This window comes from Streptomyces sp. NPDC051569, from assembly GCF_044454085.1.
Lineage (GTDB): Bacteria > Actinomycetota > Actinomycetes > Streptomycetales > Streptomycetaceae > Streptomyces.
The window spans coordinates 103,887-117,501 of sequence record NZ_JBITDJ010000009.1; the positions used below are offsets into that span (position 1 = coordinate 103,887).

Annotated in this window: 14 protein-coding genes and 1 pseudogene; 7 read left to right on the forward strand and 8 right to left on the reverse strand. The window is 69.6% G+C overall.

The window, feature by feature from the left end; translation table 11 throughout:
• Nucleotides 1–301 precede the first annotated feature (301 nt).
• Nucleotides 302–1,135 carry a helix-turn-helix transcriptional regulator gene (locus ACIBAE_RS16205; RefSeq protein WP_399285469.1) on the forward strand — a complete coding sequence of 278 codons (834 nt, stop codon included), beginning with the start codon at nt 302–304 and terminating at the stop codon, nt 1,133–1,135.
• Between the two features lie 286 nt (nt 1,136–1,421).
• Here ACIBAE_RS16205 and ACIBAE_RS16210 read toward each other — a convergent pair whose 3' ends face one another.
• Entirely contained in the window at nt 1,422–2,348 is a 927-nt protein-coding gene (locus ACIBAE_RS16210) for a PAC2 family protein (RefSeq protein WP_399285470.1), read from the reverse strand.
• A gap of 265 nt (nt 2,349–2,613) precedes the next feature.
• Here ACIBAE_RS16210 and ACIBAE_RS16215 point away from each other — a divergent pair.
• Nucleotides 2,614–2,872, forward strand: a pseudogene (locus tag ACIBAE_RS16215) (MFS transporter); the annotation flags it as partial.
• Between the two features lie 101 nt (nt 2,873–2,973).
• Here the strand turns inward: ACIBAE_RS16215 and ACIBAE_RS16220 are convergent.
• Entirely contained in the window at nt 2,974–3,513 is a 540-nt protein-coding gene (locus ACIBAE_RS16220) for a MarR family winged helix-turn-helix transcriptional regulator (RefSeq protein WP_399285471.1), read from the reverse strand.
• 211 nt (nt 3,514–3,724) lie between these two features.
• Between ACIBAE_RS16220 and ACIBAE_RS16225 the strand changes: the two genes are divergently transcribed.
• The 4 genes from ACIBAE_RS16225 to ACIBAE_RS16240 all read left to right on the forward strand — a co-directional run bounded on the left by ACIBAE_RS16225 (nt 3,725) and on the right by ACIBAE_RS16240 (nt 7,209).
• The gene (locus ACIBAE_RS16225) at nt 3,725–4,924 is read left to right on the forward strand and encodes a cytochrome P450 (RefSeq protein ID WP_399285472.1); all 1,200 of its coding nucleotides are present in this window, start codon (nt 3,725–3,727) and stop codon (nt 4,922–4,924) included.
• A gap of 23 nt (nt 4,925–4,947) precedes the next feature.
• A complete protein-coding gene (locus ACIBAE_RS16230; RefSeq protein WP_399285473.1) occupies nt 4,948–5,145 on the forward strand; it encodes a ferredoxin in 198 nt (65 codons plus the stop codon).
• Nucleotides 5,142–6,359, forward strand: coding sequence for an NAD(P)/FAD-dependent oxidoreductase (locus tag ACIBAE_RS16235; protein ID WP_399285474.1), 1,218 nt, complete (start codon nt 5,142–5,144; stop codon nt 6,357–6,359). Before ACIBAE_RS16230 ends, ACIBAE_RS16235 begins: the two co-directional genes overlap by 4 nt.
• A gap of 433 nt (nt 6,360–6,792) precedes the next feature.
• The gene (locus tag ACIBAE_RS16240; protein WP_399285475.1) at nt 6,793–7,209 is read left to right on the forward strand and encodes a hypothetical protein; all 417 of its coding nucleotides are present in this window, start codon (nt 6,793–6,795) and stop codon (nt 7,207–7,209) included.
• A gap of 71 nt (nt 7,210–7,280) precedes the next feature.
• Here the strand turns inward: ACIBAE_RS16240 and ACIBAE_RS16245 are convergent, their stop codons facing one another.
• From ACIBAE_RS16245 to ACIBAE_RS16270, 6 genes are all read right to left on the reverse strand, one after another.
• A complete protein-coding gene (locus ACIBAE_RS16245; RefSeq protein WP_399285476.1) occupies nt 7,281–7,658 on the reverse strand; it encodes a hypothetical protein in 378 nt (125 codons plus the stop codon).
• A 571-nt stretch (nt 7,659–8,229) separates the two neighbouring features.
• Nucleotides 8,230–8,946 carry an NPP1 family protein gene (locus ACIBAE_RS16250; protein WP_399285544.1) on the reverse strand — a complete coding sequence of 239 codons (717 nt, stop codon included), beginning with the start codon at nt 8,944–8,946 and terminating at the stop codon, nt 8,230–8,232.
• 524 nt (nt 8,947–9,470) lie between these two features.
• Nucleotides 9,471–9,665, reverse strand: coding sequence for a hypothetical protein (locus ACIBAE_RS16255; protein WP_399285477.1), 195 nt, complete (start codon nt 9,663–9,665; stop codon nt 9,471–9,473).
• Between the two features lie 259 nt (nt 9,666–9,924).
• Nucleotides 9,925–10,170, reverse strand: a complete 246-nt coding sequence (locus tag ACIBAE_RS16260) for a hypothetical protein (protein WP_399285478.1) — start codon at nt 10,168–10,170, stop codon at nt 9,925–9,927.
• The gene (locus ACIBAE_RS16265) at nt 10,154–10,408 is read right to left on the reverse strand and encodes a DUF6400 family protein (protein ID WP_399285479.1); all 255 of its coding nucleotides are present in this window, start codon (nt 10,406–10,408) and stop codon (nt 10,154–10,156) included. Before ACIBAE_RS16265 ends, ACIBAE_RS16260 begins: the two co-directional genes overlap by 17 nt.
• A gap of 592 nt (nt 10,409–11,000) precedes the next feature.
• Nucleotides 11,001–12,131, reverse strand: coding sequence for a phosphatidylserine/phosphatidylglycerophosphate/cardiolipin synthase family protein (locus ACIBAE_RS16270; RefSeq protein WP_399285480.1), 1,131 nt, complete (start codon nt 12,129–12,131; stop codon nt 11,001–11,003).
• Between the two features lie 545 nt (nt 12,132–12,676).
• Here ACIBAE_RS16270 and ACIBAE_RS16275 point away from each other — a divergent pair.
• Nucleotides 12,677–13,600: a GNAT family N-acetyltransferase gene (locus tag ACIBAE_RS16275; RefSeq protein WP_399285545.1), complete on the forward strand. Its 924-nt coding sequence runs from the start codon at nt 12,677–12,679 to the stop codon at nt 13,598–13,600.
• Nucleotides 13,601–13,615: the final 15 nt, after the last annotated feature.

Sequence of the window (13,615 nt, forward strand, 5' to 3'; positions counted from 1 at the left end):
CGGGGATCCGCCTCCACGCGGCGCCAACGCCCGTTGATCGTCCAGGACGAACGGGCTCGACGGCGGCGCCCCGGCCGCCGCCCGTTCCCGGCCGGAATTCCTCATTGGGAATGGGCATGACAGATAATTCTCCGGTCGGGAGGGTTTCTGCTCCCCCCTGCGCCCGTGCGCTTTTTCAGGCGGGCGCAGGGGGGTGTCATTACCTTACGTATGCCATTCGCCACCCTCCGTTTCCTGTATCGCCGTTCCTACCAATAACAGGGTCAGGGTAATTCGGCGAGAAGAGGCCATACTCGGAGGCATGGCTGAATTGGGAGAATTCCTGCGGTCCCGGCGAGGAGCACTGCGCCCGGAAGAAGTGGGGCTGAACACGGAGAGCAGGCGACGCCGCGTCGCGGGCCTGCGCCGCGAGGAACTCGCGATGCTCGCGGGCGTGAGCCTCGCTTACTACACGCGTCTCGAACAGGGTCTGAGCCGGAACGCCTCCGACAGCGTGCTGGACGCGCTCGCCGACGCGCTGCGGCTGGACGCCGACGAGCGCAACCACCTGCTCAGCCTCGCCCGACCGCAGCGGAGAGCCGTGCACGCGCCGGAGAAGCCGGAGGGCATCCGCCCCGGCGTCCGTCTGATGGTCGACTCCCTGGTGAACTCCCCGGCCCTCGTCATGGGACGCAGCCTCGATGTGCTCGCCTGGAATTCCCTGGCACACGCCCTGATAGGCAGCCACCTCGACCGGGATGCCGTGGACCACCCCGACGACCGGCCGAACATCGCCCGGATGGTCTTCCTCGACCCGCACCTGCTCGACCTGTACGTCGACTGGAAGACGAAGACCGAGGAGACCGTCGCCTACCTGCGGCTGGCGGTCGGGCGCTACCCCGAGGACGCCCGGCTGAACGCCCTGATCGGTGAGCTCACCGTGAAGAGCGCGCACTTCGCCACCCTGTGGTCCTCGCACCCGGTGAGCGACTGCTCGCACGCCGTCCGGGAGTACCAGCACCCCCTGGTGGGCCGGCTCACCCTTTCCGACGAGGTGCTCCAGCTCGCGGACCCGGGGCAGCGGCTGGTCGTCTACAACGCCGAGCCCGATTCGCCCTCGATGGAGGCCCTGAACCTGCTGGCCCGGCAGGACTAGGTTCTGTCCGGCGGCGACCCGCACCAGCGTCCCGGGACGGGCGGCCGGAAGCCTCGGTCCCGGGAATCCGGAGGAGGATCATCACCGCCTCCCCGCCACGAACGCCCGGCCGTGTCCAACGGCCGGGCGTTCGGCCGTGCGGACACGGTCCGAGGCGGGCGGAGCGCTGACCGGAACCCGTACCCGTAACGCCCCGCCGCCCGCACGACGCTGCGCCGCCGGACCCATCAGGTCCGGCGGCGCAGCGCGGTGTACGGAAGGCCCCGTACGGGAAGGCGGGAGACGGTCAGGCGCTCCCGCGCTCCTGCTCGGCGAGGAACTCCTCGAAGAGGCGTCCCAGCTCGTCCGCCGACGGCAGCTCGGCGGCGGAGCGCTGTTCCGGCGTCGTACTGCCCAGCACCGCGTCGTAGTCCCGCTCCAGCGAACGGACCAGCTCGGACAGCTCCCCGGCCCCGGTCAGCTGGTCGTCGATCCCGGCGCGCACGTCATCGACGACGGCACGCAGCTCGGAAGCGGGCAGGACAAGCCCGGTCGCCGACTGCACGGCCTCCAGCAGGGCCACCGCGCCCGCCGGGTAGGGCGAGTCGGCCACGTAATGCGGGACGTGGGCGCCGAAGCCGAGCACGTCGTACCCGGCCTCGCCGAGGCGGAATTCCAGCAGCCCGGCGGCATGGCCCGGCACGGGTGCGTTCTCGAACCAGACCGGCACATCGGCCGTCAGATCCAGGCGATTGCCGTGCGGCGTGTGATCCACCGGCCGCGTGTGCGGGACACCCATGGGCATCCCGTGCACATACACGGTCAGCCGCACATCCAACCGGTCCACCAGGTCACGTACGGCGGCCGTGAACCGCTCCCACTCCCGGTCCGGCTCCGGTCCGCTCATCACCAGGAACGGGGTCCCCGTGGCGTCGCGCACCAGATGAACGGCCAGCTCGGGCGACTGGAACCCGGCCCACCGGTCACGTCGGAAGACCATCGGGGGCCGACGTGCCCGGTAGTCGACGAGCCGGTCGACGTCGAACCGCGCCACCAGCCGCGCGTCCCCCTCCTCCCGCACGTGCCCGACCGCCAGCGAGCCGGCCTCCCCGGCGTCGATGAAACCGTCGAACTGGTACAGCAGTACGAGACCGTCCTGGGAGGCTGCCGCCGCCTTCTCCGCCGCCTCCAGGCCCAGCGGCTCCCACGTGTACAGAGCTTCCGGATCAAGCATCGTCGATCAACCTCTCTCCCGCTTCGGTCAGCAGGCACAAGCTAAAGGGACAGGACCGCCGTCGCGGGAAAGGAATATCTTGCTCCTGCGTCCCCCAGGGCAACAGCGGGCCCCGGCGCCCAATTCCCGGAGCGCGACGCAAAGGCCGGCCAAGGGGCCCTTGCCATTCGTACCCCCGGCATGCGTATCAGGATCAGGGGCCTGGCTACCCGATAGGGGCCTGGCTGGCCGATTTCACCGGCCCGATATTCGTGAGGTGACGCACATATCTGAGCCGCCCTCTCGGGTGGTATCCCCTCAAGTCCCCGGCGGCATGGCGCTCATCGTCCTGTGCGCCGCGCAGTTCATGGACGCCGTCGACCTCTCCGTCGTCGGCGTCGCCAGGCCGTCGATCCAGCGCGACCTCGGCAATGTCCGGCGGCTCGCCGCAGTGGAACGTCCCGGCCTACGTCCCCGGGTACGGAGGCTTCCTCCCGCTGGGTGGCCGCGCCGCCGGCCTCCTCGGCCGCCGCCGGGTCTTCCTGGTCCCACGGCCGCGGGCTCCCGTCGTACTCCGTACCCACGGACCGGCCGGTGTTCGTACGGGTCAGCTCCCGTGTCTACGGGTCGGATCCGTGTGTACGGGTCAGCCGGCGTCCCCGGCGGCGGCTCCGGACGTGTCCGGGTCATGGGCGTCGCCCAGCTCCGGAAGCACCCGCGTACGCACCTGACGGGCGTAACGCTCGACGAGGCGCTGGAGCACGGCGACGGTGGTGGCGACATCCGCCTCGTCGATGCCGTGCAGCGCCCGCTGGAGGCTGTGCTGGTTGGCCTGCCGGAGCCGGGCGAGCAGCTCGGCACCCGCCACCGTGATCGCCACCCGGCGGGCGCGGCCGTCGAGCGGATCCGCCGTTCGCTCGACGAGCCGCCGCGACTGCAGGCGCGCTATCTCCCGTGTGACGTGCGAGGGTTCGACCATCAGCAGGCCGGCGAGGTCGCCCACCCTGCTCGTACCCCCGCTCATGTCCAGGGCCAGCAACAGGTACACGTCGGAGCGGCGGGCGCTGACCCCTGCCCGGGAGACCTGCCAGTCGTGCGCCTGGGAGCGAGTGAGCAGATAGGACAGCGAAGCCAGCGTCTTCTCGAGCGCGGCGGTGGGTTCCAGGGCCGTGGCGGCGTCCGACATGCAGGCACTGTAACGGCAACGCCGCGCGGGAGCGCGCCCGTTGGAGCGGTCGGCATTCGGCCAATGTGGAGCGGGCCGCTTTCTCCTCTTCCCTCTCCACGCAGAGCGAGATACCGTGACCGAGAGTTAATTGCTTTTGTTAGGTAATTCGCTCACTCCGCTCGGTCCTCTCCGCGGACTCGCCTCCCCCAGCGCGAAGGAGAAGCCCCCCATGACCGTCACCGAACCCACCCCCGCTCTCACCGCCCCCGCCTCTCGCGGCGGTTGCCCCTTCGACCCGCCGCCCGCGTACGAACGGGCACGCCAGGAAGCCCCGGTCACCCGGGTGACACTGTGGGACGGCTCCTCCTGCTGGCTGATCACCCGTCACGAGGACGTGCGGGCGGTCCTCGGCGACCCGGCGTTCAGCGCCGAGGCCACCCGCCCCGGCTTCCCCTTCCTCAGCGCCGGGCGCAAGAAGCTCTCCGGCGGCGACCCGAGTTTCATCCGCAGGGACGACCCGGATCACGCCAGGCTGCGCCGCATGCTCACCGCGGACTTCATGGTCAAGAAGATCGAAGCGATGCGCCCCGACATCCAGCGCATCGCCGACGAACTCCTGGACCGGATGACCGCCGCCGGCACGTCCGCCGACCTGGTGTCGGAATTCGCCCTGCCGCTGCCGTCCCTGGTGATCTGCCGGCTGCTCGGGGTGCCGTACGAGGACCACGACTACTTCCAGAGCCGCAGCCGCATCCTGCTGCACGACGCCTCGACGGCGGACGAGATCAGCCGCGCCATGGACGACCTCGTCACGTACCTGACCCAGCTCGCGAAGGACAAGGAGCGCGAACCGGACGACGGCATCATCAGCCGGCTGACGGCCCGCGGCGAACTCGACGCCGGTGAGATAGCCGCCATGTGCCGGCTGCTGCTGATAGCCGGCCACGAGACGACCGCCAACATGACCGCGCTCTCGACACTCGCGCTGCTGCGCGACCCCGGCCAGCTCACCCGGCTGCGCGAGACCCCCTCGCTCATGAAGGGAGCCGTCGAGGAACTGCTGCGCTACCTCACCATCGTGCACAACGGAGTGCCACGCGCCGCCACCGAGGACGTCACCGTGGGCGGCGTGACCATCCGTGCGGGAGAAGGCGTGCTCTGCATTCTCAACACCGCCAACCGGGACGAGGACGTCTTCCCCTCCGGCGCCGGCCTCGACGTGGAACGGGACGCCCGCCGCCACGTCGCCTTCGGCTTCGGCGTGCACCAGTGCCTGGGCCAGCCACTGGCCCGCGTCGAGCTGCAGGTCGCCCTCGAAACCCTCATCCGCCGCCTGCCGGAGCTGCGCCTCGCCGTTCCGTTCGAGAGCATCCGTTTCCGGGAAGACATGGTCGTCTACGGAGTTCACGCGCTGCCGGTCGCCTGGTGAGCGCCGGAACGGAGAAGGGAATCATGCGAGTCCATCTCGACCAGGACAAGTGCTGCGGAGCGGGACAGTGCGTCCTCGCCGCCCCCGAGGTGTTCGACCAGCGTGACGAGGACGGCATAGCGGTCCTCCTCGACACGCGACCGCCGGCCGCCCTGCGCGAGCAGGTACGTGAAGCCGCGGTCATCTGCCCGGCCGCCGCGATCCAACTGGACCTGGCGTGAGCGACATCCGGCAGGTGACCATCGTGGGCGCCTCGGCCGCCGGTCTGAGCACCGCCGAGGGCCTGCGCCGAGCCGGCTTCGCAGGCCGGATCACCCTCATCGGCGAGGAGCCCCATCTCCCTTACGACCGGCCGCCGTTGTCGAAACAGCTGCTGTCGGGAGCCTGGGAGGCCGACCGTCTGCGACTGCGTGCCGACGACGCCCTCGCGAGCCTGCGGCTGGATCTGCGCCTGGGAATCAGGGCCCGGGCCCTGGACACAGCGGCGCACGAGGTCGTCCTGGCCGACGGCGAGCGGGTCGGCTACGACGCGCTGGTGGTGGCCACCGGCGCCGCCGCCCGCAGGCTGCCCGGCACCGAAGGCATCGCCGGAGTGCATGTGCTGCGCACACTGGAGGACGCCCTGGGGCTTCGCGAGGAACTGCGCGGCGGCCCCAGGCTGGTCATCGTCGGCGCCGGTTTCGTCGGCTGTGAAGCCGCCGCGATCGCCCGCGGGCTGGGCGCCGAGGTGACCATGGTCAGCGATCTGCCGACACCCCTGGCGGACGTACTCGGCCCCGGCCTCGGGGAGATGCTCGCCGAGACGCACCACGAGGAGGGGGTACGTCTGGAGCGCGGCGTGCTCGTCGAGGGGATCCGGTCCGAGCGGGGCCGCGTCACCGGGGTGCGCCTGGCCGACGGCCGGACCCTGCCCGCGGACGTGGTCCTGGTCGGCATCGGTGCCCGGCCCGGCACCGCCTGGCTGGAGGGCAGCGGAGTCCCACTCGGTAACGGGGTCGAGTGTGACGCCACCCTCTACGCCGGGTGGGATGTCTGGGCGGCCGGCGACGTCGCCTGCTGGCTTCACCCGCGCACCGGGACCCCGACCCGGATCGAGCACCGTACGAACGCCGCCGAACAGGGGCTGGCCGTCGCCCACAACATCCTGGCCGGACCCGGCGCGGCGCTTCCGTTCGACCCCGTGCCCTACGTCTGGTCCGACCAGTACGACCTGAAGGTGCAGATCTTCGGCCGTACGAGGGGCGCCGACCGGATACGCGTCGTCGAGGGCGGCATCACCGAACGAAAGCTGATCGCGCTGTACGGCCTGAGCGGCCGGGTCTGCGGGGCTGTCGCCGTCAACATGGCGCGAGCGGCGCGGACTTACCGTACCCACGTCGCCGAGGGAACCGACTGGGAGGCCGTGGCCGGCGCGCACGGCGAGTTGGTGAGGTAAGGCGTTGACCCCGCATCGGGCGGCCGCTGTACCTCCCGGCCGCTGTACCTCCCGGCCGCTGTACCTCCCGGCCGCTGCGGCTCCCGAGCCGCAGCGGCCGCACGCCGGGACGGGCCTCGCGGCCGGCGCCGCGCCCCGTCCCCCGTGATCGCGACCACAGGCCGTCGCCGACTGTCCCGGTCCCCGTCCGGCCTTCCTCCCCATCCGGCGGGAGTGCGACAGCCCTGACCTCGTAAGTGACCGAGGTCACCATTTCGGGTGGTCCTGGGCGGGCATGCGGCGGCCGTGCGACGGGTTGGTACGTGATGTCTCCGGTTAGGAACCGGAGGTAGGCGAGCCGCCCCAGGCGTCCCAGGACGCTCCGAGACGACCCACTTCCTGGCTTTTCGTGTTCGGTGCCGCTCGTGTGCGGTACCGAGGAGGTGCTTCAACGATGGCTCTCAGCCCTCGATTCGTGTTCAACACTGCCGCTGTCGTCGCCGGAGGTTTCCTCGCGGTGTCCTCGATGGCCTTCTCCGCTCCGGTCGCCGGATGGCTCGGCTTCGGAGTCTCCGCCGCCCTGCTCGTCGCGGGAATGGCCGGAGTCGCCTTCGCGGGCCGGACGTCGGTGAAGGCGGGGCACGGCGCCCTGGCCCTGCTGGGGCTGTGGTCCCTGGTCGCTTCGCTGGTCTTCTCGGGAACCGCGCTGACCTGGCTGGTCTTCGCGAACGCCCTGGCGATCGCCGTGGCCGCCCTGGCCGATCTGACAGCCCATGAGCTGAGCACCGAGCGCGTCGTGCACGCGCTGGAGGTCCGTCCTGCGGAGACTCCCGCGACCACGAGCGCTCTGTCGAACGGCGTTACGGTCTGATACGCGAAACCCGGACGGTCCACGGCCATGGAGGCCGTGGACCGTCCGGCAGCTGTACCGGTGATCGGCGGCTACCGGCCCCGGCCCGCGAGGTATACGCCGAGCACGGGGGCGAGTTGCCCGAACCACTGCTGAAGCCTCGCGTGGTTTCGGGCCTTGACCGCGCACTCGTAGAAGCGGCCGTCGGGGAGTACCACGGCCACCATGAGGACGTGACCGTGACCGGCCGCCTTGTAGTGGACGGTGCTGAGCTCATGCCAGGCGAAGTCGGCGGTCCGGCCATCAGCCTCGAAGGACACGCCGTCCGCGTCGACCACGACGGCGTTGCGGCGGTCGGCCGCGAGGAAGTCGGGCCCGGCGGGCGGCTGCGGGGCGGCGTACGGCGGGGGGACCTCCCGCTGCGGGGCGTACGCCGGATGCGGCGGCTGCTGCTGCGGCTGCTGGGGCATGGGGGAGTAGGCCGCGGCCGGCGGTCCGAACCCCGGCGGTCCGAACCCCGGCGGTCCGAACCCCGGCTGGGGATGGGGAACCGGTGCCGCGCCACTCCCGTCCCCGTACTGATCCATCTGCGCCATGTACGGCCTCCCCGGCCCTCGTTCACCGCCCTGTGAGCGCGTGCGCTGAAGATTATGCCCGCCTGACGCGCTGATCAGCGGCTGCGGTTCGGCCCCGGACCGGCCGCGACCGCCCGTGGCCCCGCGGCTGCCGTCGGACCACCCGTACACCCCGAGGGGTGGCGGAGCCGGGAGCGGTGGTCGGGGCCGTCGATATCCGCGTCCCCGCGTTGTGGTGCCACCAGTACGGCAGGGCCGAGGATGCTCCGGAAGCCGTGGGATGGCTGCTCGACGAGGAGTTCGCCCAGGGCGACGGAGGCCAACCAGGCCGGGTCGTCTTCGTCGGGCTGGATGACGACGAAGGTGTTGTCCGCACCGTTCAGATCGCCGATCTTTCGGGCGGATTGCCCGGACGGGCCGGGGCCGGCGACGTCGAGATCGCCCCTGCCCCGGGCCGCTGCTCCTGTCAGGCGTTGGGATCGAACGGAATGTTCGCCGGCTTGGCCCTGGTGAGGTGGGAGTTGAACTGGTCGTCCCTGATACCGAGGGTGGCGCTGCCGAAATCGGCCTGGGTCAGCTTGTCGCGAAGGCCGGCCGGGTACCCGTCCCAGCCGACCAGCGTGACGTACTGCCACGTCCCCTTGTGGTTCTCCGGCGGCTCGTCGTTGGAGTTCGCGGCCCGGAAGCAGTGAGTGCTGCCGCCGTCCTTGTGGTAGACGACCTTGGGGTGGGTCCCGTCGAAGCGCATCTCGGAGCGGTTGTGGACCGTGAACCCGCCATGGTTGGACGTGGAGACGTATTCGACCTGATTGTTCTGCACCCACACCACGACGTGCTCCCAGTCGTGCCGGTGCCCGGCACTTCCGCCGCCGAGGGAGACCTGGTCCTTCTCGAAGTAGAGGGCGTACATGATCGCACACCACCCGTTGTTGCACTTCTCGCGCGAGTAGGAGTTGGTGTTGTCGAGGTCGGACAGGTCACGGCAGCTGCCGTTGACGTCACCCCCGAGCTTCAGTCCCGGGGCGATCGTCCCGTCGGGGCCGATGGCGGGGGTCGGGTAGCAGCCGTCCTTGTCGTAGTCGAAAGCGGGCTGGAAGGACTGCTCCAGCCCGTCGGCTTGTGCCGGCAGGGCCCTGGGCGGGTCCGCGAAGGCGCTGGCCGGAAAAGCGACGACCAGCACCATGGCGCCGAGAAGACTGGTGAGCGGAAGCCTGCGGAACCGCCGGGCTCCTGTCCTTCGGGCGGTGGAGGAACCCTTCGACGGCAATCTGTTGTTCACTGCGTCCCTTCCGGTCGAACGCGGCACAGGCCAGGCGGCCTTGGCCGGGCATGCGCGTTCAGCTTCCCCGGTTTTCGTTGACACCCCAAGAGGGGACAGGTGTCACATCGATGAAAGGCTGCCCAAATACTCTTCACCACTCCCACGAGTCTCACTATCCCGACTACCCCTACCAACGTGACCACTTCGACCTTCGGCTGCCCCAGCGGGATCGCCACGTACGCCGGAGCCCAGGCCGAAAGAGCGGGAAACCACCGCCGCGTCGGATGAACCGCGGCCGTGAGAAACGATGTTGCCCTCGGGGCGAGCGGGTAGGGGGTTGCCGGTACGGCGCTCCACTGCACTGGACCGCACAGGGCCGAACGGGCAAGTCGACTCCGCAAAGGCGCAGGTGGACTCGCGGTCGCCCAATCTCCGCCTGTGGTGGCCTACTGCGTGTTCCGGCGGTGTGGGTGCCCGGGATCGGCTGAACAGGCGAAGATGTTCAGCTCCAGCCAGGCGTCCTCCCGGCTGTCGACCCGGGCCGGCAGGTCCCCGGGCAGCAGTTCGGCGAACGGGCACGTGGCCACCTGCAACGGGTACGTGGCCACCTGCTCCGGGTGAAAGTACGCGGGCTCCGCCACGTGCCCCGCGGATCCGACGACGTCCGGCCGTGGCGCGGCGAGGCCGGCACCGCGCCGACCTCCCGCGACCTTCGCCAACGCAGCCGCACCCCCTCCGGGGGACCCGAGGCCGGTCTCCGGGCCCACGTGGAGGCCAGGATCAGCCCCTACTCCGGTCCCGGCTCGGCGCCTTTTCTCCGGAGACAGGTCCCCCACCTGGTGACTGCGGCGGCGGGGACAGCGGCCGGGGGCGGTGGCGATGCGCTCGGCGGGTGCTGGGTCAGGCGCGGGGACTGTTGTCGTCGCGGCCGGTGACGCCGGGCCGCGTGTTGAGTGACCACGTGTGCGTGCATCGCGGGCACTGCAGGTGGACGACCGGTCCGTTGTTGGAGATCAGATAGCGCCAGTGCTCACCGCAGTTGCGGCGGTCGGCGCAGGTCGCGCAATGGCGGGCGTCGTCGCAGACGGGGCAGGCCACCCAGGCGCGGCGGGCGAGGTCCGCCTGCGGATCAATGGGCAGCCGCACGGCCCGGCTCTTCTCCCGGCAGAACACCGGCCGCGACCAGCAGGTCGTAGGTACGCTGCTGCTCGGCGTCCAGGCCCGAGTAGAGGAGCGCGTACGCCGCGTTCTCCCCTTCGAGGGCGGCCACCGGGTCCCAGCTGGGCCCGAGCGCGGTCACGACCTCGGCCCGTCGCCGGGCTTCTTCGAAGGTCAGGTCGATCGTGAAGGGGACGAGGCCGGTGGTGTTGTCGTGCTGGTTCATGGCGACTCCGGTGTGCTTGCGGAACCCCACCACCTCTACCAGGCGACCACGGCGACAGGGAAGGGTGAGCTGCGTCGCCCCGGAGCGGCACACCACCCGCACCGGCGCGGGCCGTCCTCGGATCGGCCCACAGGGGCGGGCCGTTGCCGGCACCGGAGTCCGAACGGCGGATACGGTCCGCTCGCGGCACTGTGACGCACTTCATGTCCTGGTTCGGAGGAGAGGCTGAACGCCGGCCACCCGGAGAAGCGAGGCCGCCCGGGATCGGCGTCCCGACTTTCGGAGTCCCGTACGAGCCGGTGGAGCAGGCTGATGACCTGGTCGAACAGGCCGGTCTGCTGCCAGGCGGCGAAATACCCTTAGCGGCTCTCACGGGGTGAAGTCGTGCGGAGTCATCGTCAGGGCATCCCCGGCCGGTCGATATGCGACACCGGGTCATCGGCCTGTCGCAGAACGTGCCCGGCCGGCGTCCGATGCTCGCGGAACGGGCGCCGTAGCAGGTCGGGATCGTCGGGCCGGTTGAGCGCCCACACCCGCCGGGGGAGTCTCCCGCCTCGGGGCCGGCATACGGGCTGTCGCGGGAAACGCCCTCTCAGGGTACGAGCACGCTGTACGACCGCATGTCGAGGAAATTCTGCCGGTAGGCGTCATGCGCTGCGTTCGACGACAGGCGGATGATGGCCTCGTCGTTGTCCCTGAGTGACGACTTGTCCAGGTTGTGCGACCCGGTGAACACCCACTTGGTGTCCTTGTGGCCGGCATAATTCCCTTCAATGGCGATGTACTTGGAATGAACCTGGTATCCGGCGCTGTCCTTCAGGTGGTACAGACGCAGTCGCGGATTTCCGGTCATCCGGCTCTGCACCGGGCTGTCGGCGTAGACGACCTCGATCCAGCACTCCGCGTTGGCGAGGGCGACGAGCTTGTCGGCGATCGGCGCGCGGTCGAACAGCGACGCCGCCACCCGGACGACCGTCTTGTGCGACGCGGAGCCGGTCGAGGTGTTTCCCGTGCAGGTCACGTTGTTGAGGAAGTCGAGAACGGGGTCACCCGTCGCCCGGGGAAAGAAGTAGTACTTCTCGCTTCCCGCGTCTCCCTGCACGTGGTAGTCGTTGGTCTTCCTCATCGCGGCCAGGTCGTTGAAGTAGTCGACGTACGCCGTGTAGAGCGCCGTGTTTCCCACGACGGTGTAGGCGTTGTTCCAATAGCGGTTGATGTTCAACGCGGTCTGATTGGCCGACGCCTGGATCACCACGTCCTCAGCCACGCCGGCGTCACCGATGCGCGAGAACGTGAAGAACTTGTTGTGATGGATCGGATTCACACGGGCGGGTACATCCGCGATACAGGCGGAACCGGTCGGACACACAGTGACCCAGGATCCCTTGGACCTGTCGGTACCGAGAGCCGAAAGGAGATCCCGGGTCGCACTCTTGGCCCCGGAATGACTGTCCAGGACCACCCGCACGTCGACACCTCGGGCGTACGCGCGCTTGAGCGCGTCCGTGTAGCCCTGATCATCGAGCACATAGAGAGCCACTCGGATCAACCGGCCGGACTGCGTCTGATCGACAGCCGAGATGATGTGGTTCTTCACGGCGTTCTGCTCGGCGGTCGTCCCACGCGGGTTGTTGAACACGGCGCCGGTCGCGACGAGTGGTTCGGCGACGGCGTAGGCGGGTACGGGCGCGACGCCCAGAGCGGACACCGCGAAGAGAATCACGGACAACATCTGAAGCTTCGTTCTCACTTGTACATCCCCCTGTACATCCCCCCGCGTCACCGACGGCGAACTCGCCGGTTCCTCCGACGGGAACGGCGGTGATTCCACTGAACGGCCGTTACCGGTGTCCCGCCTGGATCGTGGACAGCGACGCGATCTTCACGGCCAGGCACTGCCTTTACGGCAGATCCGGAAGCGGATATTCCGACAACGCGTTCTTATTCCGGGTGAAGAACCTCAACCGTACCAGTGGCGGCGAATCGTGGACATCGCATTTCACCGCCGCTCCCGGGACCCCGCGACGGCGCCTCCGGAAGCACGGTGGACGAAAAGGGTTTGCCGACCGGGCCGGCGGTTGGATAGACCTTGCGGCTGGACCCCCGCCGACAGGGCTGAGGGGCCAGGACAGTGAGAGGAGGGATAAGCCCATGATCGCCATGATCACCGCGCTTGTGTCCTCCCGGGGTGCGTACCGCGCCTGACCCCGGAGCGGACGGGCGCCTTCACCGGAGCGTGCCTTGACCGTGGAACAGAACGACCTGACCATGCGTCCGATCACCGGACGCGAAGAACTCGACCTCTTCTCCCGATTGCCCTACGTCCTCAACGAAGAACTGGCGGACGACCTCGCCGGCGGCCGCCGACGGCCGGAATGGATGTGGGTCGCCCTGCGCGGCGACCGGCTGCTGGCGAGGGCCGCCTGGTGGAGTCGGACAGGAGATGACCCACCGTTCCTGTTGGATGTCCTCGACATCGATGACAGCGCCCCGGCATCCGAGCGGGTGGATATCGCGGTGCGACTGGTGCGCACCGCCCTGGCCAGGATCCTCCCCGCCGGTGTCCGTCCGCCCGAGTACAGCTGTTTCGTCCCGCCCGACTGGCGTGAGAGCCCGGTGTCCGGACAAGCCGTCGAGGACCGTATGGCGGTCCTGGAACGGATCGGCGCGCGGCTGTTCGTCGAACGCCTGCGTCTGGAATGGCGTCCCGAGGCGCCTGTTCCCGGGCCGAGCAGACGTCTTGCGTTCCGCCCGGTCCGCGATGCCGAGGAGCTTCTGACCCTGATGGCCTCGGCCCTGGAAGGGACGCTGGACGCACACAGCCGTGACGATCTGATCCGGATGTCCGTGCGCGAAGCGGCGGTCAGACACTACGAGGAGGAGCTCGCGCGTTACCCGAGCCCGAAGGACTGGTGGCGGATCGCGACCCTGCCCGGGGGAGACCCCGTCGGGTTCGTGATCCCGGCCCGCAACGCCTACAACCCCATCATCGCCTATCTCGCGGTTCTGCCCGCGCACCGCGGCAACGGCTATATCGACGACATCCTCCGCGAGGGCACCCGTGTCCTCGCCCAGCAGGACGTCCCCCGTATCCGGGCCTCCACGGACCTCGGCAACACCCCTATGGCGAAAGCCTTCCGGCGCGCCGGATACGTCAATTTCCAACGCGAGATCAACATGACCTGGAGCTGACCGAGCAGGGGGCGA

What these genes read in the sequence shown, in the direction of transcription:
- ACIBAE_RS16205 (WP_399285469.1), top strand. Translation starts at nt 302, where the DNA reads ATGGCTGAATTGGGAGAATTCCTGCGGTCCCGGCGAGGAGCACTGCGC.
- ACIBAE_RS16230 (WP_399285473.1), top strand. Translation starts at nt 4,948, where the DNA reads ATGCGAGTCCATCTCGACCAGGACAAGTGCTGCGGAGCGGGACAGTGC.
- ACIBAE_RS16275 (WP_399285545.1), top strand. Translation starts at nt 12,677, where the DNA reads ATGCGTCCGATCACCGGACGCGAAGAACTCGACCTCTTCTCCCGATTG.
- ACIBAE_RS16245 (WP_399285476.1), bottom strand. Translation starts at nt 7,658, where the DNA reads ATGCCCCAGCAGCCGCAGCAGCAGCCGCCGCATCCGGCGTACGCCCCG.
- ACIBAE_RS16225 (WP_399285472.1), top strand. Translation starts at nt 3,725, where the DNA reads ATGACCGTCACCGAACCCACCCCCGCTCTCACCGCCCCCGCCTCTCGC.
- ACIBAE_RS16240 (WP_399285475.1), top strand. Translation starts at nt 6,793, where the DNA reads ATGGCTCTCAGCCCTCGATTCGTGTTCAACACTGCCGCTGTCGTCGCC.
- ACIBAE_RS16265 (WP_399285479.1), bottom strand. Translation starts at nt 10,408, where the DNA reads ATGAACCAGCACGACAACACCACCGGCCTCGTCCCCTTCACGATCGAC.
- ACIBAE_RS16210 (WP_399285470.1), bottom strand. Translation starts at nt 2,348, where the DNA reads ATGCTTGATCCGGAAGCTCTGTACACGTGGGAGCCGCTGGGCCTGGAG.
- ACIBAE_RS16250 (WP_399285544.1), bottom strand. Translation starts at nt 8,946, where the DNA reads ATGGTGCTGGTCGTCGCTTTTCCGGCCAGCGCCTTCGCGGACCCGCCC.
- ACIBAE_RS16220 (WP_399285471.1), bottom strand. Translation starts at nt 3,513, where the DNA reads ATGTCGGACGCCGCCACGGCCCTGGAACCCACCGCCGCGCTCGAGAAG.